Below are 22,058 nucleotides of genomic sequence, written 5' to 3' on the forward strand. Positions count from 1 at the left end.
TCTAGAACGGATACCCAATAGCAATATTAAAGCGGCCGGTATCAGAGGTTTTGTTGTAGGTGGTTTCGCTAGTCAGGCCCTTGATTTGGGTGTTACTGTACGGTAGGCGCAGGGGGTAGGCATAGTCGAAGCGAATAACGAAGAACTGCACATCAATGCGCAGGCCGGCTCCCGCGCCTACGGCCAATTCCTTGAGGAAGGTATTGAAGGCAAACTGCCCATTCTTACCATCGGGGTTGCCATTCTCATCGACGGTCCGGCGGCTGGGGTCATCATTGATCAGCCAGATATTGCCGGCATCCACGAATAAGGCTCCCTTCACGTATGGGAACAGGTCTTGGCGGTACTCAGCATTGGCTTCAATGCGCATGTCGCCTACCTGGTCGTAGAAAGCGCTGGTTTCGTTGGATTCTGGGGTGCGGTAGGTGCCGGGTCCCAGGCCGCGAGCGGCAAAGGCCCGCACGCTGTTGGGGCCGCCAATGCCGTACTGCCGAAGGTAGGGTAGCACCCGAGCGTTCTGGTAGGGCAGGCCCACGCCTACTAGCAAGCGGGTAGCAAACTTGTTACCGCTCGTTGGGTTAGCGCTGGTGCGGAAGTAATTGCGCAACTCCAGATCAACCTTCGTGTACTGTGAGAACGGCTGATTAAGAATGGTATACGACTGGCTGCCGTCCGGATTAGTTATCTTCTGCTGACCCGTGAGCGAACTAACGAGGTAGGCCAGATTGCCGGCCACTTCCACCCCGCCGCTAAAGTAAATCTGGTTGCGGCGCTGCTCCAGTGACTGTTGATTATAGGTGTAACGATAGGAGCTGGCCAGCACAAATTGCTGCCGGAAGGAGTTAGCCAGGAAAGGGCGCTGCACCAGTAGGGTATCAAATTCTTTTGTGGTATTGCTCAGCCGCAGGTACTGAATATCAATGGGGCGCAGCTCCTGCTCGTTGGTGAGCTTGGTTTTCCAGGTATAGCCGTAGTTTAGGTTAAAACCTTGTTGAGTGAAGGCATCTACCCGCGTCACCGACCGGATGCCGGCCCCGAAGGTGGTGCGGGGTTGGAAGTCGGAGTTTACCAGTCGGATGTCGAAGGGCGGCGTAATCAGGCGGGGCACCAGCAGCTGAGCGTCAGCCCCAATTTCGTAGCTGGTTAGCCCGATGGTGTTGGTGTTGCTACGCCGCTGGTTTTCAAAGGAGCCAGTCAGGTTTACCAGCAGCTGTTCGGCCCCGCGCAGCGCCGAACGGTTACGGAACTGGATGCGGAAGCCCGGCCCCACAAACCCGTTCGACTTGCTCACGAGCAACACCTCGGCCCGCAGGCTTTTCTTGGGCAGTTGGGTCATGCGCACGTAGGAGTTCAAGAAGCCGTAGCCGGCGGAGTCGGGCTTCTGGCGGGTGGGCCGGAAGCCCACGTCCACGTACTTAAACGTACCCAAACTCATCAGGCGGCTCAGGGTCTGATCCTGGCGGCGGCGGCGGTACAGGCTGTCGGGGTAGATGAAGGTGGCGTTGGTAATGGCCTTGGCCTTGAACATCTTTTCATCGGGGTAGTAGATGTAGCCCCGGTACCGCATGGGCCGCTCGCTGAGGGTGGTGTCGCTGAGGGAGTAGCTGGTATTCAGCCGGATGCGGTTAAGCACGTAGGGTTTGGCGGCCTGCTCAGGAGTCTTCTCCTTGATTTTCAGGTACACGTTCACCTGGTTGTTCAGGGTGCTATCTACCTGAAACAGAATATAGTCGGGAGTGAAGTAATAGAAGCCTTGGTTTTTCAGCTCGCCATCAATCCGCAACCGCTCATTGGTGAAAGTTTGCAAGCTGTATGAGTCGCCAACTTTGAGCAGGGAGCCCGGCTGGGTAGCCCGCACGGCGCGGGGCAGCAGGGAGTCACCTTCGGGAAAGAAAATTTCCTTGATGGTGTAAGGCTTGTTTACCATGGCCGTGTAATCAACGCTGGCAGCCTGGCCTTTCACCGTCACGCGGCTGTGCACCACGGGCTGGAAGTAGCCGTTATTGTAGAGGCGGTTGGTCATCAACCCCTTCACCTTTTGGGTATCTACTTGGCTGAGCAGCACGGGCTTCTCGCCGTACTTGTTAGCCAGCCAGTGCCCCAAACCCTTGGTTTTGCCCTCGCCCAGGTGCCAGAAGTAAAGCTTGGGCCGAATGCCCAGGAAGGACGTGTTCGGCTTGGGCGTAATCACCGATTCCAGCTCGGTGGTCAGTTCCGCTTCGCGCGGAATAGGGCTAGTTGATTTCACTTTCACGGTGCTACCCGTGTAGAGCTTGCTACCCTCCGGAATGTATTTAAGCCCGGAACAGGAAGCCAGCAGCGCAACGCTCAGCAGCAGGGGCCAACGGAGCGCCTCCCTTCCCCGGCCTCTCTCTCCAGGAGGAGAGGGAGGAGCCTGACGATTAGTCTCGGCGGCGTCCTTAGTTTGCGGAAAGAAGGGCTGATGCTGCAACATGAAAGCGTAATTCAGAAAGACGGTAGAGTACTAGGCTCCGCGTGTGGTGGCAGAAACCGGCAGATTAGCGGCGGGTAGAGTCGGGGCGGGTAGCGGCCGACCGGGCCGCCGTGCGCCGCGCCGAATCGGGGCGGGCGACTACGGGACGGAGGCGGGTAGAATCTCGGCGGGGCGTATTGGGAGCCGCGTTGGTGGAGTCTCGGTTGGCGCGGCGGTCCTGGCGGCGGCGGCGATTTTCCAGCTTCACTTCCTCCTTCACCGTCTCGTCGATGCCCTTGAACAGATCGGCTAGGTCGCGGTAGTCGCGCTGGAAGATGAGGGAGGCCCCGGTCCGCACAAATTGCCCGTCAATGTCGCCGTAGGCATTGTTGCGGAAGGCCTGGAGGCGGATGCGGCCGTTCGCCAGCACGTTGTATTCCACGCTCACATCACCGGCAAAGGCACTCACGCTAGACTGCCCAGGGCCCGTGCTGCTTTGGTTGCCGCCACCCAGGGGCACGTCGGTACCCAGGCGCACGGTGAGGCGGTTGTTAAGCAGTTGGCGGCGCACGGCCACGTTCAGGTCGGTGCGAGTTTTCTCGGCCCCGCTGCTGAAGTCGGCGTAGGAGTTCACGCCCAACTCCACGCCCAGGTTGGAGAGGTAGGAGCCGGTGAGGTTGTTGAGCTGCTGGGTGAGCACCTGGCTAGCTGAGCCACGTAACTGCTCAGCTACCAAGTTGCCGCTGCTGCTCTTGAAGGGGTCGTCGGCCAGGAAGCGGTTCAGCACCAGCAAGGAGAATACCTGCTTGTTTAGCTCACTTTCCTGGGAAGGCTGGCGCAGCTGGGTTAGGCGAGCTTCAATGGGGCCACGCAAATCGGAGCGGGCTTCTTCAGGCAAGCGAATGTCAAAGCTGATCAGCGGCTTCAGCAGCTGCCCCGTTACTTTCAGGTCCACCTCGAAGGGTAGCTGGTTGCGGGCCAAGGCGTTCTGGGTTTCATCGGTGCCCCCCTGGGAGGAAATCAGCTCGGCGGGAGCCGCGCGCACCTTGTAAACGGCCGTTACGTTGGCTTGTCCGTTGTAAGGGTCCCCGCTCCAGGTAATGGACGAGCCCCGGGCAATGTCAAACTCCCGCGAGGCCAAGTCATACAGCGACATTTGGTACTTGCCCTGGGTTACGTCGAGGCGGCCGGTGAGGGTAATGTTGCCGGTGGGGTCGATGGCCGTATTCAGGGTGCCATTGGCTTGCACGCGCAGGTTGTCGCCGGAAGCCTCATCGACTACAATGGTAAAGGGTGTGTTGTCCGTTACCGTCACCAAGGCCTGAATGTCGTAGCCGGCGGCGGTTTCGGCCGAGTCGATGGCTACTTGCCGGGTCAGCATGGTGTCAATGGGCGCGCTCTTGTCCACGAACTCCACAATGCCGTCCCGCTCTACTTTCACCGGGTCGTCGTTCGGAATGCCCACGAAGAAGTTAGAGCCATCGGCCACCCGGGCTCGGGTCCGAACTACTGGCAAGTTCAGGGTGCCCGTGATGCGCGAGTCGGAGTCAACCAGCAGCTTGCCCCAGAACAAGTTGTTCTCGCGCCGGGAGCTCTGGATGGCCAAGAAGTTCGTAGTCGTGGCCTGCAAATCGAAGCGGAAATCCGACACGTAGTCCCGCGTGCGAATGGCCCCGTTGATGACAGCCTGGTTGCCCACCGAGTCCTTCACCACGAAATTATCGAAGCCGATGCCCTGGTTGGTGAAGTCGATATCCTGGGAAGCCAAGAAGTAAGGGGCTCCCAGCTGAGTCAGGGTAAATGTGGCGTCGGGGGTAGTGGTCAGCGTGCCGTTGATGTTGGGCTGGCTCACGCTGCCCGTCACGGCCAGCTGCCCGCTCACGCCGCCGCCCATCTGCTGCAACTGCCCCAGGGAGAACGGCTCAATGATGCGCAGGTCCAGGCGGTTTACATTCACATCAAACTGGATGGGCGAGGGCGGGGTAGCGAGGTAGTAACCCACGGCCCGCACGTCCATGCCCTGCTGGTTGGTCAGGCGGGCATCTACGTTGTAGCGGTCGGGGGTAGGGTTGGTGGCTTGCACGGCCAGGTCGCCGATGGCTGCCTTGTTATACACGAAGCCAGCCAGGTTGGCATTGGCCGTAAAGGCCTGCCGGGGCTGGCCCAAGCTATAGGCAATGGCCTGCCCGTTCAGCGTGCCGGCAATCAGGGAATCCTGGAAGCCCGCGGCCCGGCCCAGCCCGTTAATGTCCAGATTCACCATGTTCACCTGCAGGGGGTACTGCGGCCCCGCCAGGGTTTGCAGGCTTAGGCGGCGCTGGTTGCGGCTGATAACTAAGTTTTGGGCAAACAGGGCGCCGGAGGAAGTGGTGTAGCGGATTTCGTTATTCGGGGTAATGTCCCACTGCTTTTCATCCAGCATGAGCTTGGGGTCGAAGCGGAAGGCGTAGGTAGTACCTTGGTTCAACACCCGTAGGGCGCCGGCCAGGTTCAGCTTCTCGGCGCTGTCTGACTCCGCTATGCGCAGCCGCGTCCCGATTTCGTTGTTCTGCACGCTACCTTGAAGGCTGGGGTTCGGAATCTGCAGGGTGGTGTCCTGGCTGATTTGGCGCAGACCCAGGGCGTAATCTAGCTTCTGCGGGTCCGACTGCACCGCTAGCTTCAGCGAGTCCAGGGCATACCCCATGTACACGATGCGGCCGATGCGGGTGTTCAGGCGCAAGTCGGCGGCGCGACTGTCGTAGGAACCCGTGAGCTTGAACGGCGTGAGGCGCTTGAGGTCGGGCACCAGCTGCTGCACCAAGCGCGGCTGCTTCAGGTTGGCCTCGAAGGTAAACTGTCGGTATTCCGAAGAAGGCCGGAACTGCACGCCCGGTAGGTCAAAATACCGATCAATGTGGCGCTGCAGCTCCAGGGCCAGGTCGCCGAGGCGGGTGTTGCCGCGCAGGGTCAGGTCGGCCACGCTAGAGGCAAAGTCGACCTCGGTGCGACCCGTACGCTGCACAATGCGGCCACTCACGGAGTCCAGGGCAAACGGCCGGTTGTTGTTCACAATGACGATGCGGTTGCCGGAGAACGTGCCGTTAATGGTATTCAAATCGGAGCCGCTGATGTTGGCCGTCAGGTCGCCCTGCACGCGCAGGTCGCCGCCAGTGTAAAAGCCCAGGGCCGTCAGGTTGGCCCCGCGCAGGTTCAGCCGGTCCACGGTATACGTCGGGTTCGAGGCGTTGCGCAGGTCAATGGTGGCCAGCAGGTCGAGGTTGAGGTTGGGGTCATCCTTGCTGCTGGCATTCACCACGTAGCGGTTGCGGTCAATGTCCACTTTCGCCGTGATGCCGCGGTAGGTGTAGCCGTTGTAGGTAGCCTGCTGCACGGTGGCGTTCAGTTGCCCGCGCAGCTGGTTGGGGTCGAGGCCGCCGCGGCCGTTCAGGGTGCCGCTGGCCGTTACCTTGCCAATGGTTGGGTCGCCGAGGAATTTGCCCACGTCGAGGCCCTGGGTGCTGAACGTAGCCGCTACCGGCTCCTGGCCTTGCGGCCCTTCGCCCACGTTTACCTTGGCGGTCAGGTTGCCAAAGCTGGTGGTAGCGCGCAGGTTGGTATCGAAGATCAAAGCCGTGGGCCGCCCCCGGAACGTGCCGCTCACCGTCAGGCGGGGCGGCAGCTGGTAGCCGGCCGGCAGCGTGCCAGCGGGTAGTAGGCCCTTGATGTCGGCGGCGGTAGAGGTAAACTCCCGGATGTTGAAGTCGGCGTAGAGGCGCCGGTCTGTGTTGGGAAGGCCTATCAAGCGGCCCGTGGTCCGGATGCGGGTACCCTGAAGGCCGCGGAAGTCAATGTTGGTCAGGGCCAAGTTGCTGATGCGGCCCCGTATCTGCCCGCTCATCACGAGTGGAGCGTTGGGGTTGATGCCCAGTTCTGGCAGGGTGCCAGCGGGTAGCAGGCTGCGCATGTCGGCCTCGGTGGTGCGCACGTAGCCCAGGTTCAAGTCCAGAATCAGCCGGTCGTCGGTGTTCGGCAGGCCCTGAATGCGGCCCCCACCGCGGACCACGGTATTGCGGAAGCCGACGAAATCGAGGTTTTGCACGCGCAGGTCGCCCAGGCGGCCGCTTACCAGCCCGCTAATCAGGAAGGACTGGTTGGGGCCACTACTGAAGGGCGGCGTATCAATGAGGGTAGGCGTGATGTACAGCACGTCGCGGAAGCCCAGACGCGCCTCGCGCAGGTCCCCGTTCAGCTTCAGGTTGGGCAAGTCGTCGGCAATACCGGCTAGGTCCTTATACCCAATGCCAATGCGCCGCTTCAGGTGGCTGTGGGGCGTCACCAGGTCCAGGTCGTTGAGCTGAATGCGGTGGTCGTCGTAGTGCACCTGAGCGGCGGCGCGGGTAATGGCAAAACCGCTCTGCTCCTGGCCCGCCAGCTGCGTGATGCGGCCGGTGGTGCTGTCGGCGGAGTAGCGCAGGTTTTCGGTGTTGAGCGTCAGGTTCGTGAACTTCAGGTGGTTGTAGTCCATGCCCCGCACTTTGGTGCGCTGCCGAGGCTCGTTGAAGTTGTCGAAGGCCACATCCACCCCGGTGATGTCGGACTGCTTCAGGCTTACTACCCAGCTGGCTTCCTGGCCGGTGGCATTTTCCACGGCGGCGTTCAGGTCGCGCACGGCTTCGGCGGGGTTTACTACCCGCTGCTCCACTGGCACGTTTTCGTTCTGGGCGTAGGCGAAGCTGGTGTTGCGCAGCTTCAGTGTATTCAGAGTCACCTGGCTGTTCACCAGGTCAATGTTGTCGGCGGTTACATCCGCCTCCCCGATGCGGGTGTTGATAAACTGGGCCGAGGGGTCGTTGCGGTACGTCAGGCTCACGTTCTGCAACTGGGCCCGGTTCAGGCCGAACTCCAGCTTTAGGGCCGCCGTGTCCTGGGGCGTATCCGGCGGCACCTTGGTTTGCCGGATGTTGATGCCGGTGTTGCGCAGGGCGGCTTGATCCACGCGGTAGGTGGAGCCATCCACGTCTACCTCATCCATGCTCACGGCCAGCTCGCCGACCCGGGTGCGCACGTTCATACCGTCCACCTGGTCGTTATACGTAAGCAGGATGTTGGTCAGGCGCAGGTCGCCGATGTTGTATTGGAAGCCTGCGCCAGTGGTATCGGCGGGGGTAGTGGCTACGGTCGTGGTGTCGCCGGTAGCAAAGGCCTTAACGATAAAGTCGTAGTTAGAGATGCTGTCCGGCTCAGTGCGGGTAATGGCCAAGCGGCCGTCGTTCAGCTCCAGGCTTTTTAGGTTGATCTGCGACTTGGTCAGAGCCCAGAGGTCAAGATCAATGCCCAGATGGCCCACGGACAGCAATGTGTCGCCCTTCTGATCCTCAAGGTAGACCCCATCCAGGCTGATGGCGTGCTTGAAATCTGTACGAAATTTGGCGATTCGTACGTCGGTTTGCAGTTTGTCCCGTAGATAACTCTCGGCTTTCCGGGCGGCAAAATCCTGCCCCGAATCGGTTTGCAGGTACACAAAAACCCCGGCCACCAGGAGCAGCACTAACGCAACCAGCCCCAACAGGGCGTAGAGAATACGACGCAGATAGACAGGCAAAGGGCAGACAAGTAGAAATGAAACTCAGTCAGCCAAACGGGAAAACCCGTGCGCAGGTTGGCTCTGTCCGGCTTTTACCGACCTGTTTGCCGCTTATATCGACCAGAAGATTCTTCCCATCGAAGAACACGCCGCGCCCGGCCGGAAACCTCGTACTTTCCACTCCAGAATTTCAGGTTCTCCCACTTCGCTCTTCTACGCCCTCGCCTTTGCTCTTTTCCGCCCACTCTCACGCCCACATCATTGGCTGCTGTCGGCGAGCCATTGGGGTAGTAGCGCTGGTTTTAGGGGTTGCCCTGACGCCGGCTGCCGCTCAGTCTGCCCCCGGCGCGGTAGCCGCCCCTACGCGTACCATTTCCTTCACAGGAGCCGTGTTCAGCGACAGTGGACACCCTCTGGCTGGGGCCACCGTTACGGTAGTCGGGCGGGCGGCCAGCACCGTAACCACTAACTCTGAGGGCTTCTTTATTATGCCGCTGACCGCGGGGCAGCCCGTGCGCTTTCTGGTGGCTTTTCCCGGTCACACGCCTGAGCAGGTAGAGCTGCGCGCCCCCGAGAAGGAAAAAAATCTGGTAGTTACTCTCCAGACTCAGGCAGACAAGGCCGGCCGCGGCCGCAGCAAGTCCCGGCGCAACTAATTTGCAGGGCGCCCCTGGGCTGGCTGCCGGATTTTATTTCGCCTGAGTGACGGAGCTATTCTGGCGCGTCGGCAAGCGAGAAATCAACCAGGCATCAACCACTCATCAACGAAGCATTAGGCGGCGTAAATAAGCCCTTCTAGGCCAAGCTGTGCCCGCTCCGACGGCTTTTCTTCAGCGCTTTAAGAGTTATCTTTCGGACCCATTTCTAAGTAAATCAGTCCCCGATGATTCTTCGCTTTACGCTACCCTTCCGCACGACCTGGGGTCAGCGCCTGGTAGTTTGCGGCTCCCTACCCAGCTTGGGCCAGTGGAACCTCGACCACGCTCTGAACCTGCACTATCACCCTGATTCTGGCACCTGGGCGCAAGAAATTAGTTTGCCCGATGACCAATTGAGTGTGGTGGAGTACAAATACGTGCTGCTGGACGAAGGCGACGGGGGCAAGCATTGGGAATGGGGCCCCAACCGAGCCATCACCAACGAGGCCGGCCGCTTCACGCGTATTGTGCTGGAGGACTTCTGGCGGGCTCCGGCCCTGCCCGAAAACGAGCTGCACACGGCTGCCTTCACCAAGGCCCTGATGCGCCGCCCCGGCCCGCCTACCCCGGCGGCTCCCCTCCCAGGCTCGGCCAGCTTCGTGGTGCGCTTCCAGCTCTCAGCCCCCCGCGTAGACTCTGACCACCTCCTGTGCGTACTGGGCTCCGACCCGGCTTTGGGTAGCTGGGACGCCCAGCGGGCCGTTATCCTCTCTGATGCCGCCTACCCCACCTGGCAAGCCGAAGTGGCGCTGGTGAATCCGGAGCAAACGGCCCGGTACAAGTACGGCATCTGGGACCCGCGCGAGCAGAAAATCGTGCACCTGGAGGCCGGTGAGGACCGCCTGATTTACGCCGCCGAGGATAAGCGCACCTTGCGGGTAAAGGCCGATGACCACTTCCGCTACCCTACCGGCAATTGGCGCGGGGCGGGCGTAGCCCTGCCGGTGTTTGCCCTGCGCAGCCGCCGCGGCTTGGGTGTGGGTGAGTTTCCCGACCTCAAGCTACTGGTTGACTGGGCCGTAGCCACCGGCCTGAAGCTGGTGCAGGTACTACCCATCAACGATACCGTAGCCACCCACACCTGGGTTGACAGCTACCCCTACGCGGCCATTTCGGTGTTTGCCCTGCACCCTCAGTACCTGAACCTGGAGGCCATTGCCGAGCTACAGGACGAGGCTGCCCGCCAGGAGCTAGCTCAGCTGCGCGAGGAGCTGAATGCCAAGGACTTCGTGGATTACGAGCCCGTGATGAACGCCAAGTGGAAGTTCATTAAGCAGCTGTATCAGCAGGAAAAAACCCGCTTCCTGGCCGATGCCGACTACCAGCAGTTCAGGCGGGAGCAGCAGGCGTGGTTGGTACCCTACGCGGCCTTCTCGGGTCTGCGCGACCGGTTCAACACCGCCGATTTCAGCCAGTGGCCCGAGGAGTTCCGCACCCCCGCCCAGGTAGCCGAGCTAACCCGCGAAGACAGCCCCGGCTTTGACGAGTTCGGCATCCATTTCTTCACCCAGTACTACCTCGACAAGCAGTTGCGCGAGGCCGTAGACTACGCCCGCCAGCACGGGGTAGTGGTGAAAGGCGACTTACCCATTGGCATCTACCGCCACTCCGTAGACGCCTGGACCCAGCCCGAGCTCTACCACATGCACCAGCAGGCCGGCGCCCCCCCAGACGACTTTTCAGTGACGGGTCAGAACTGGCGCTTCCCAACGTATAACTGGGAGCGGATGGCCGAAGATGGCTACCAGTGGTGGCAGCAGCGCATGGGCCACTTGGCCCGCTACTTCGACGCCCTGCGCATAGACCATATCCTGGGTTTTTTCCGCATCTGGGAGATTCCTGGCCACTCGGTTGAGGGCTTGTTGGGTCACTTCTCACCGGCTCTACCCCTACCCCAGCACGAAATTGAGCAGCGCATTGGGTGGTTTGATTACGGCCGCCTGTGCGAGCCCTACATCCGCTGGCACGTGCTGCAGGAAACCTTCCACGGGCAGGCCCAGGCCGTGTTCGATGAGTTCATGGAGGATGCCGGCTACGGGGCTATCCGCCTGAAGGAGTTTGTCCGGACCCAGCGGCAGGTAGAGGCGGTCATGGGCGAAAAGATGCAGCAAGACCCAGCTAATACCGACCACTACACCTGGCTGCGCACTGGCCTGTACCGGCTCATCAACGAGGTGCTATTCGTGCCCGATGATCAGCAGCCCGGCTTCTACCACCCGCGCATTACCCTGCACCTGAGCCGCTCGTTCCGGGAGCTGGACGACCAGACCCGTCCGCGCCTGCAGGAGCTGTACTTCGACTTCTTCTACCGCCGCCACGAGGATTTCTGGCGCCGCCAGGGCCTAGTAAAGCTCCCCGCCGTACGCTGGGCCACCGACATGCTGATCTGCGGCGAAGACCTAGGGATGGTACCCGAATCGGTGCCCGGCGTGATGAAAGCCCTCGGCATTCTGGGCCTGAACATTCAGCGCATGCCCTCTGATCCAAGCGTGGAGTTCGGTAACCCGGCCGTGGCACCTTACCTCTCCGTCGTCAGCCCCGGCTCCCACGACATGAGCACGGTACGGGGCTGGTGGGAAGAAGACCGGGAGCAAACTCAGCGCTTCTTCGAGCATCTGCTCGGGCACTGGGGCCAGCAGGCGCCGCAGTACTGCGAGCCCTGGGTAGCCCGCGAAATCACGGAGCAGCACCTGCACTCCCCCGCCATGTGGGCCATCTTCCCCCTGCAGGATTTGCTGGCCATGAGCGAACCACTACGCCGGCAGGACCCACTGGCCGAACAAATTAACGTGCCCGCCAACCCGACCCATTTTTGGAAATACCGGCTCCACCTTCCAATTGAAGAGTTGCTGGAAGAAGTTGATTTTAACCACGAAATCAAAAAAACAGTACACCAGAGCGGCAGAATACAGGTGTACTAGCCTTTCTTCTTTTTATCTCATATATGGAAGCCTTGCTGGCATAGCAAGGCTTCTTTTTTTGTTAACACTTCCGGTAAATCCAATTGGTATTTCTATTTCGTAGAAGGAAAAGTATAATTGTATTTGAATGTGAATGTTGAAGCATATAGGATGATTCTTATACCTAAGCTTAGCTTAATAAAATTGTGTATTCACCGAGAACACAGGACTATTGAGCGAGAACAACTCCTCTGTACTACACGAGCGAAGTAGTTTTGAGCTTATACCTACTCCTTAAGACGCCGCTTAACACGGCACTTTGCACTGACACTTTTCACACACTTACTTACACATGAAAACACTCTTACGATCAGCAGTCCTGCTGTTGGCATGGGGGGCGGTTGAAATACCGCAAGCCCGGGCGCAGACCTGTGCTCAAACCAGTACCGTTGGTTACCGAACGAATGCCGGAACTACGGATGTAGCTAAAAGGACGGCCACTGAAACAGTTGGCGGTACTAATTTCACCTATGGTACCTATACGGTAGGTAACCCAGGTACTTCCACGCTCGATATTTTTGATCTAAGCAGCACTTACACTGCTCAGATAGATGGACGAGCTCTTATCTGGCGTCAGCAGCGGGCGTCAGCATTACCGGCTGGCACTGCTTCTACAGATATTAACCTGAACACACCTTATGTAACTCAGGTTACGCTCACGTTTACTCGTGAGGTATCAAACCTGTCCTTTGTGGTACAGGATATTGATAAAGGCCGGCAAACAGCAGATGCTGCTACGAATGGTGGCAGCGAGTACACAGACGAACTGACTTTCAGCGCCTTAAACGGCAGCAACCAAGCGGTTCCGTTAGCTGGCAGCAATGTTACGCTAGGAAGCAACAACACAAACAGTTTCGTTAGTGGAGTAGCTATTACCACCAGTGTTGGTACTTACTCTACACAAGGCGTGCGGGGCACTGCCCTGAACGGTACTACTACTACACCAAACAGAGCCGGTAACGTAACTGTCACGTTTGCTGAACCTGTGCGTACGGTCACGATGTTCTTTCGTAACCTTAATACGTCTAATCTTACGGCCACTGGAGCTGCCAACCCCACGCGCCTGCAAACCATTGGTATTGAACAGATTTCCTGGTGCACTCAAGCCGATGTAACGACCTCAATCACTGCTCCTGGCTCGTTGAGCGCTGGTCAGGTTTCGGGTAACTACACGGCCACGTTCACTAACAACGGCCCCGATGTAGCCGCCAGCACCACGCGTACGGTTAGCATTCCGGCTAACCGGGCCTCGGCTGTATCGGCCCCAACTGGTGCCGTAACTGGCAGCCAAGCGGCAGGCTGGACGATTACTTATCCGGCCGGCACTAACGTGGCAGCTGGCGCAGGTGGCGCAGTAAGCTACAACTTTACCCTGACGCCCGGCCCGCTTACCAGCGGTCAGGACATAGCTGTAACTAGCAGCACGAGCACCACCACTAATGAAGGCGCTAATACCGCTGCCAACACCGCTACTGTAACTCGCACCGTCGGTGCAGTAGCCGACGTAACAACAACCCTGACGGCGCCAGCTAGTTTGGCAGCTGGTCAAGTATCCGGCAACTACACGGCCACGTTCACCAACAACGGTCCTTCGGCGGCGGTTAGCACCACGCGCACCGTCACGATTCCGGGTAATACGGCTTCGGCGGTGTCGACTCCAAGTGGCACCGTAACTGGTAGCCAAGCGGGCGGCTGGACGATTACCTTCCCGGCCGGAAGTGACGTAGCTTCGGGCAACTCAGTAAGCTACAGCTTCAACCTAACGCCATTACCCGTAGCTAACGTTGTTGTTACCAGCAATACCAGCACCCCCACCAGCCAAGGCCTCAACGTTGCAGCTGATACTGATACGGAAACCACTGCTGTTACCCCTGTTGCGGATGTAACTACTACGATTACCGGTCCAGGTAGCTTGGCTACCGGCCAGGTATCGGGCAACTACACAGCTACGTTTACCAACAATGGTCCTTCCGTAGCAGCTAGCACCACGCGCACCGTCACGATTCCCGCTAACACGGTTTCGGCGGTATCGGCTCCGACTGGTACCGTGAGCGGTAATGAGGCGACCGGTTGGACGGTTACTTTCCCAGCCGGTACCAACGTGGCGGCCGGTTCAACTGGTACGGTGAGCTACAACTTCACCATTACGCCTTCGGCAGCCGCCAGCGGCAACACTCTGGCTGTAACCAGCAACACATCCACTACTACCAGCCAAGGAGCTAACTCGGCGCTGGATGCAGCTAGCGTGTCGTATACGGTGACGCCGATTGCCGACGTCACGGTGAGCATCACTGGTCCGACCACGCTTTACGCCGGCCAGCCCACGGGCGCGTACACGGCTACCTTTACCAACCTCGGCCCCAGCACTGCTACCACGGTAGGCCGCACGGTAACCTTACCGGTTGGGGCCTCGCTTTCTTCCGATCAGCTGACAGCCATCCAGAATGCTTACTCAACTGCCAGCTACGACCCCACAACGCGCGTCATCAACTTCGGCTCGGTTGCTTCACTAGCCGATAACGCCACGAGCACCGTATCGTTTGCCTTCACGGCTCCAACTGCCATCAGCACCACCCTGGCTGTAACGGCCAGCACCAGCGCCGCCACGGCGGAGGGCGCGAATGCTGCACCTAACAACGCTTCGCTGACACTGAGCACGGTAACGGCTGCCGATGTAACGGCCAGCATTACGGCTGCCCCCGTGGTAGCTGGTGCCACTACCGGCACGTTTAACGTGAGCTTCAGCAACAACGGTCCGCAAGATGCGGCCGGAGTAGTGTACACCGTACAGTTGCCGGCCGGCCTGACTACTGGTACCGGGAACACGGTAACCCCCAGCAACAGCGGCAGCTACGATAACGCAACGGGTTTGGTGACCTTCCCTGCGGCCGCTACCACCTTGGCTAACGGCGGCTCTTTTGCTCCTACCATCACGTACACCCTGAGCAGTTCCTCGGCGCCGGTAACAGCTACGGCTCGGGTGACGACGACGACCAACGAAGCAGGCCGCACGGCTAACAACGTGGATTACGCCACGATAGGTACGGCCTTCGACCTGACAACGACGCTCAGCGGTCCGACTTCGGCCATTGCTGGCTCACCAGTTACGCTTTACGTCACGACGACTAACAACGGCGCCAACACGGCTGCTACGGCCGCGCAAGTGGTGCAGCTCCCTACCGGCCTGAGTGGCCTGTACATCACCAACGGCGGCACCTACAACAGCGGCAACGGGGTGGTTACTTTCCCGACCCTGAACAACCTGCCCGCCGGCCAGACGGTAACCAATAGCATCAGCTTCCTGGCCCCAACTACCCCGTTTGCGCCTTCGGCCACGGTGAGCACCACCTCCGGTACGGAAACTGTTACGAACAACAACGTCGCGTACCTGAACAGCGCCACAAGCACCAACCTGACGTTGACGGGCGCTACCACTTCGCTCGCCAACGAATCGACGACTATCACGGCGAACCAGACGGTAGTGGCAGCTGGAACGGCGGTTACGTACACCGTAACGGCTACTAACAATGGCCCCACCTCAACCACGGGCGTAGTACAGCGCGTGCAGTTGCTGCCCGGTCTGACCACGGCCAACCTGAGCGTTACCGGTGCCAACGGCGTTGCATCAGGTTCGGGAGCAACAGCTATTATCACCTTTGGTAGCACGGCTACCTATAGTGTAGCGACGGGTGTGTTGACCTACGGCACGCTGACCAACCAAGCCAGCGGTAACACAAACACGTTCCCCACCTTCACCGTGGTTACCCCCCCTACCGTTGGCAACGATGGCCAGATGGTGGCTACGGCTTCGGTGACATCAAACCTGAGCGACAACGTACCGGCTGATAACGTAGCTTCGGTAACCGTGAAGGTGCGTACTACCCCCGAGGTAACTACGACCATCAGCGGCCCCAGCACGACGGTGGCCGGCCTGCCAGTGTCCTATGTAGTACGGTTCGCCAATGCCGGCACTACTACCGCTACCACGGTGAAGGAAACTGCCCAGCTGCCTGCCGGCCTCAACGGCGTAATCGTTACGGATGCGAACGGCACTACCGTAACTGGCGCGACCTACAACAGCACGACGGGCCTGGTAACCTTCCCCGACGTAGCCTTCGACGCCGCCGGCGCGGTACAAGCGTACACCGTAACGTTCACGGCTCCTGGCCAGAACTTCCCGGTTATTAGCGCCATTACCAGCGTAACCGCTGATGGCGTGAGCACCAACAACTCGGCCAACCTACTGACGGCGGTAACGGCTAATGCTGACTTGACTGTGAGCATCAACGGTCCAGAAACGGCTGTAATCGGCAACCCGGTCACCTACGTTGTGACGATGACGAACAACGGCCCCACCACGGCCAGCAACGCCTTCGCTACCCTGCAGCTGCCCGCTAACCTAACCAACGTGCAAGTAGGTCCCGGCATTGGCACCAGCACTGCCAGCTATGACACTGGATCAGGCCTGCTCACCTTCGCCACGGCGCCTACGCTGGCCACAGGTGGCAGCGTAGTAAACTACGTGACTTTTACCATGCCCAACCCCACGGGTGGCTCGCTCACGCCAGTTGCTAGCGTGAGCAGCGCCACCACCGATGTAGTAGCTAGCAATAACAGAGTGGCTCTGACTACCAGCATTGCTCCCACTACAACGGAAACGGCAGATTTGGTAACCAGCGTTTCCCTGAATGGTGCACCTACCTCGGTGCTTGCGGGTTCCACCGTCACGTACATTGTTGCTTACCGAAACCAGGCGGGCAGCACAGCCACTAGCGTAGTACGTACGGTTAACCTGCCCACCGGTCTGTCGGCTGGTACGCTCCAGGTAGGCGGGGTAACGGGTACTTTGTCCGGTAACGTAATTACGTTCAGCAGCGGCCCGGCTTCCGGCGCCACCTACGACGTAACAACGGGCCTCTTGACCTTCGCTCCGCTCGCTAGCTTGGCCGTGAATGCTGCTAGTGACAGCTACACCGTGTCGTTCCCGGCTCCGGTGGGCAGCGGTCAGTTGGTAGTAATTTCCGAAATAGCTTCGGCTACTTCTGAAAGCGGCGCGGGCGTCAACCGCGCTAACAGCAGCGTTACCGTTAACAACAGCTTCGACGTGACGACCAGCCTGGAAGGCCCCACCACGGCGACTCCCGGCACTATCAACACGTACTCGGTAACTACGCTTAACAATGGTCCGTCGGCTGCTTCGACTCCCACTACCCAGACGGTTACCTTGCCCTCGGCCCTAACGGTTGCCAACCTGCAGGTAGATGGTCTGACGGGCACGCTCTCAGGCTCGACTATCACGTTCACGAGCGGCTCGACGCCGGTAGCTACCTATAACACTGGTTCGGGTACTCTAACCTTCAGCGCTATTACTAGCCTGCCGGCTGGGGTGGCGAATGCAGTAGTGCACTCCTTCTCGCTGCCGATGCCTGCGACGGGCAACCTGCTGCTTTCTGCATCGGTAACTTCGGCTGGTGAAGACGCTAACTCGCTGCCCAACACGGACCAGTTGACCACTACTCCGCTCAACATTGCGCCGGTAGCTCAAAACGTGTGGAACACCTTGCAAAGCGTTCGGGGCAACACCTCGGCCACGCCGCTGGCTATTTCCCCGCTGAACGCCACGGATGCAGGCGGATCTATTGTCTCGTACACCATCACGTCGCTTCCGACTTCGGGCACCCTGTACTACAACGGCGTAGTTGCTACCACTGCGGCTGGTCTAGTTACGGACCCCACGAAGCTCAGCTACGTACCGGCTCCCAACTTTGTGGGTAATGCATTCTTCACGTACACGGCCACCGACAATGGTGGTTTGGTATCCCCGGCAGCTTTGTATACCATCCCGGTAGCTCAGGATCTCAGTTCAGCCTATACTGTCTTCAATGACAGCAAAGGCGGCGCGAATCCTTACGTCAATGGTGATGTGCTGGCGCAGATTACGGACCTGAATACAGCTGTATACAACAGTGCCGGCGTTATCTATGACCCAGCGACCGGCTTGCTGCAAACCGGTGCAGTTAACGGTCTGCCTACCACGGGTACTAATGCAGTCCTAGCTTCCGGCACTCTGCCGGCGGGGGTAAGCCTAGACCCGATTACGGGCCGCATCTTCGTGAGCAACGCTCGTCTGCTGCTGCCCGTTACCTCGGCCCAGTCGTACACGGTAAACGTAACCACTACCGACATCAATGGCGGTACTAACACGGCCCCGGTTACCTTCACCATTGGTGCCCGTCCGCTGCCTGTAACGCTGGTAAGCTTCACGGCCCAGGCGGCTGGTCAGGATGCTAAAATCACTTGGGCTACGTCGCAGGAGCTGAATAACGACCACTTCGTGGTGGAGCGCAGTTTTGATGCGGTGAACTTCCAGGCAATTGGGGAAGTGAAGGGCCAGGGTACTACTGCCCAGGCGCACACCTATAGCTTCATGGACCGCGGCGTAAGCCGAGTGGCTACTAGCTCAGTTGGCTACTACCGCCTGCGGCAGGTAGATACTGATGGCACCGCAACCCGCACGGAGGTACGGATCGTTACCTTCCCGAAAGCGTCAGTTGACGTGGCCGTATATCCCAGCCCGGCCACCACTCAAGCTACCCTTGATCTGCGCAATCAGACTGAAGGTAGCTACCAGGTGCAGGTATTAGATGCCACAGGCCGCTTAGTCTACACAACAACGGCTCTTGGTAAACAAACACTGGAACTGCCTGTACAAAACTGGCCCACTGGGGTCTACTTCGTACGTGTGCAATCAACTCAAGGCGCTGTTACTACCCTGCGGTTTAGCAAGGAATAGCAAGTAGGCTCTTTTCATAATAGCAGGCCGTTCCGGTATTCGGGGCGGCCTGTTGTTGTGTATGGCTGTTAGCACGCAGCTATTTTGTGCTATACTAGATGCCTGTCTCAAATTGGGTTTCATCTACATTTATAAGCAAACACCTGATTATCAGTATTATGATTAATATCCTACTTGCATCTTATGTTATCTTTACGTGTTTGTTTGTACAATTTTTCAATTAGGGAATAGAAAGATGTAATTTTGAGACGTTTGCCATTCAGTTAATAGGACTTTAACCTACCCATCGGCAAGTTTTCTTACTCAATAGTTACATTCTTTCTTTCATAAATGAAAACACGACTACACCTACTGCTTCTTGGGTTAGCGCTGTTACCCTTGGGTAGCTTCACTGCTACTGCTCAAGAGGTACGCATTGAGGAAACAGTGGATACTCCTCAACTACCTGTAGTAAATAAGCCGGCTGTCCGTCCGATATTTGCTCGACCGACGGCTACGTGTGCAGTAACTACCACGCTGGATTTTGGCCAAAGAACGGCTGGCGAAAACTGGAAGAATTTGAATCCAGTAATTATTGGGGGAGCACCTAACAACACTACTATCAGCACGGCCGGCACTTACGTGGAGCCGACTGGCGGAGCGGAAACTACGTTGGCTGTTGGAGCAGCCAATAACGTAGGCGGCGCGGGGCAGCAGTTGTTCTGGTCTACGAACTATACGACCCAGAGCAATACCACCACCCAGATTACGTACTATTTCAACCGGCCAGTAAATAACCTCTCCATTCGCCTGAATGATGTTGACCGCAATACCACAGACTTTATTGACGCGGTAACCTTCGACGCATATCAAGCCAACGGTGTTCTGTTAAACATGAACGCTACGGCGGATGCTACTGTGCTGCTAAACAACCCTGATTACACTTCCCGGACCAATAATACGATTCTGGGCGCTCGGCAAAACCCAGATGTTGAGCAGAATGGTACCGTCACCGTTACTTTCAACAAACCCATCACTCGCTTCGTTATTACCTATGAGAACCGCTTTGCAATTGCGGATCCAGGAATTCAATACATTGGTATTGATTATATTACTTGGTGCACACAGGCTAACGTTGCTACTACCCTCAGCGGGCCGGCCCGGGCTCTTCCGGGCTCCCAGGTAACTTATACGGTAACTACTACTGCCTCCGGCGACTACGCCGCCACTGGGGTGCGCCCACAGGTGCAACTGAGCGCAGGCCTAAACTCGCAAAACCCCGTGTTTCCAGCTGGCAGCAGCTACGATAATACTACAGGCCTGCTCACGCTGGCTACAATTCCTAATTTGGCCGTAGGCGCTATCAGCACCTCCACTATTCGGTTCAATATGCCTTCTACTACTATAGCAGGCACAGCAAGCAGCACCATTGATACGGACGATTCGGACCCATCGGATAACAACGGCTCTCTGCTAGCGGCCCGGGTAACCACAACTACAAATCAAGCACCTACAGCCCAAGCCAAATCGGCTACAGTAACCCGCAATTCGGCCGTATTTACTGCTCTGCCAGCCCTAACTGGCACTGACCCGGATAATGATGCCCTCACCTATACAATTGACGGATCCAGCATTGCTAATATCGGTTTCGGAACCGTATCGTTTGTACGGGATGGTATTCGCACGAACCTAAGTGGCACTGACAACGTGACGCTGAATGGCGCAGAAGCAGCCAGCCTGGAATTTAAAGCAGTAGCTACGGGAGCGGCAACTGGTAACTCAGGAACTTTGCGCTATACGGCTGCCGACGGGTTCGGTGGTGTTAGTGCCTTAGCTAACTATACCATTACGGTGGGCGACCGGCCGGCAGTGTACTCCTCACCCAATACGTATCAGCGCGGTGCCGTAACCAATAACCAGATATTAGCATCCGTTACTGACCCTGATGGTACAATTACTAACGCTACGCTAACGGGCGCTTTGCCAGCCGGACTAGTATTTTACTCAACCACAACTACTGTCGGAAACGGCAGCAATCAGATTACTTTCCCAGCTGGAAGCTTCGTAGCCCTAAACGACAATAAGAACTCGCCGCCAGCAGCTGGCACTTATACTTTTACGGTTACTACTTCGGGCGCTGCTAACGGTAGCGGCACTACCAACAGCATCCCTGTGACCATTAAGATTATAGGTACTGATGCTGTCGCTGTTTACTCTACCAACAACGTTTACAATCGAGATGCACTTACTGCCGGTGCTACGCTGGCTACGGTAACTGACCCCGATGCAGCCATTACCAGTGCCGCCCGTGTAACGGGCACATTGGGGACCGGCATGAATTTCAATACTACCACTGGTCAGTTTACCACTACTTCTACCTCCGTTCCTTTCGCTGGCACCTACACATATACCGTAACTACCACCGACGCAGTTGGAGGTAGTTCAACTAATGTTCCCGTAACTATTACGGTTAGGGATGACATAGAGGCCGCTTATTCGAACGTGCAAGCCTACAACGTAGATGCTTTGACTGCTAACAGTTCTCTGGCGACAGTAACAGACCAAGATGGAGCCCTCACATCGGCGGCGCTTTCCTCCGGCAGTTTGCCCGCAGGCACCACGCTGAATTCTACTACTGGCCAATTCATGGTTAGCAATACTAGCGCTTTAACACTTGGCAACTACTCCTTCACGGTAAATACATTAGACGCAACCGGTGGCAAATCGACTCTTAACGTAGGTGTTACTCTGTTCGAAACAGAATCGGTATATGCTACCACTCCCGAACCGAGCGGAACTTACTCGGATGGCTATGCCCTCGCCAATGTAACTGACGTTGATGGCCCTATTTCCAATGCCGTCCTGAATAACTCTACGTTGCCCGCAGGGGTGGGCCTGAACAGCAGCACTGGCCAGTTTACCGTGACCAATCGACTCTTGTTGCGCAGCGGTACCTATCCGGTGGAGGTAAGAACGGCGGATGCTACCGGCGGCTTGACCACGCAAATAGTTAACATTGTTATTAAGCAATACCCCTTGCCCGTAACACTGGTAAGCTTCACAGCCCAAGCGGCTGGCCAAGATGCTAAGCTGACCTGGGCTACGGCTCAGGAGTTGAACAACGACCACTTCACGGTGGAGCGTAGCTTCGATGGTACCAACTTTGAGGCCATTGGCACGGTCAAAGGCCACGGCACTACCCCCACGGCGCACACCTATAGCTTCGTGGATGCCAAGGCAGGCAACAAAGCCCAGGGCACGGTGTACTACCGCCTGCGTCAGGTGGATACCGATGGTACCGCCTCGCTCACGGCAGTACAACTGGTTCGCTTTGGCGCTATCACGGAAGTAACAGTGTTCCCGAACCCAACTTCGGCCGCTACGCCTACCCGCCTGAACCTGTCTACGTTGGCTGCGGGCACTTATCAGGTAATCGTAACCGACTTGGCGGGCCGCACGGTACGGACGCTTTCCCAGCAAGGTGGCACTACGGAGGTTATTAACCTCCACGGCCTGCCCCAGGGTAGCTACTTTATTACCATTAAAGGCAACGGCCAGAGCTTCACCAAGCGCTTAGTGAAAGAGTAATCTAGCTTCGCCTTACAACCATGAAAAGCCGCTTCCCTGT

At 58.0% G+C, this 22,058-nt stretch carries 6 protein-coding genes; 4 read left to right on the forward strand and 2 right to left on the reverse strand.

Annotated features, from left to right (window positions below; genetic code table 11):
- Position 1 precedes the first annotated feature (1 nt).
- Positions 2 to 2,455, reverse strand: a complete 2,454-nt coding sequence (gene tamL, locus MWH26_RS17185; protein ID WP_247975242.1) for a translocation and assembly module lipoprotein TamL — start codon at positions 2,453 to 2,455, stop codon at positions 2 to 4.
- A 64-nt stretch (positions 2,456 to 2,519) separates the two neighbouring features.
- On the reverse strand, positions 2,520 to 8,018 hold the full coding sequence (locus tag MWH26_RS17190) for a translocation/assembly module TamB domain-containing protein (protein WP_247975243.1): 5,499 nt from the start codon (positions 8,016 to 8,018) through the stop codon (positions 2,520 to 2,522).
- 209 nt (positions 8,019 to 8,227) lie between these two features.
- Between MWH26_RS17190 and MWH26_RS17195 the strand changes: the two genes are divergently transcribed.
- From MWH26_RS17195 to MWH26_RS17210, 4 genes are all read left to right on the forward strand, one after another.
- A complete protein-coding gene (locus MWH26_RS17195) occupies positions 8,228 to 8,656 on the forward strand; it encodes a carboxypeptidase-like regulatory domain-containing protein (protein WP_247975244.1) in 429 nt (142 codons plus the stop codon).
- Between the two features lie 227 nt (positions 8,657 to 8,883).
- Positions 8,884 to 11,619: a 4-alpha-glucanotransferase gene (locus tag MWH26_RS17200; protein ID WP_247975245.1), complete on the forward strand. Its 2,736-nt coding sequence runs from the start codon at positions 8,884 to 8,886 to the stop codon at positions 11,617 to 11,619.
- A gap of 1,039 nt (positions 11,620 to 12,658) precedes the next feature.
- Positions 12,659 to 18,451, forward strand: coding sequence for a T9SS type A sorting domain-containing protein (locus MWH26_RS17205; RefSeq protein ID WP_247975246.1), 5,793 nt, complete (start codon positions 12,659 to 12,661; stop codon positions 18,449 to 18,451).
- A 558-nt stretch (positions 18,452 to 19,009) separates the two neighbouring features.
- Positions 19,010 to 22,018 carry a T9SS type A sorting domain-containing protein gene (locus tag MWH26_RS17210; protein ID WP_247975247.1) on the forward strand — a complete coding sequence of 1,003 codons (3,009 nt, stop codon included), beginning with the start codon at positions 19,010 to 19,012 and terminating at the stop codon, positions 22,016 to 22,018.
- The last annotated feature ends 40 nt before the right edge of the window (positions 22,019 to 22,058 follow it).

Source organism: Hymenobacter sublimis, assembly GCF_023101345.1.
Taxonomy (GTDB): domain Bacteria; phylum Bacteroidota; class Bacteroidia; order Cytophagales; family Hymenobacteraceae; genus Hymenobacter; species Hymenobacter sublimis.

Bases quoted from the DNA above. Each gene is read 5' to 3' on its own strand.
- MWH26_RS17200 (WP_247975245.1), top strand. From the start codon at position 8,884: ATGATTCTTCGCTTTACGCTACCCTTCCGCACGACCTGGGGTCAGCGC.
- MWH26_RS17205 (WP_247975246.1), top strand. From the start codon at position 12,659: ATGTTCTTTCGTAACCTTAATACGTCTAATCTTACGGCCACTGGAGCT.
- tamL (WP_247975242.1), bottom strand. From the start codon at position 2,455: ATGTTGCAGCATCAGCCCTTCTTTCCGCAAACTAAGGACGCCGCCGAG.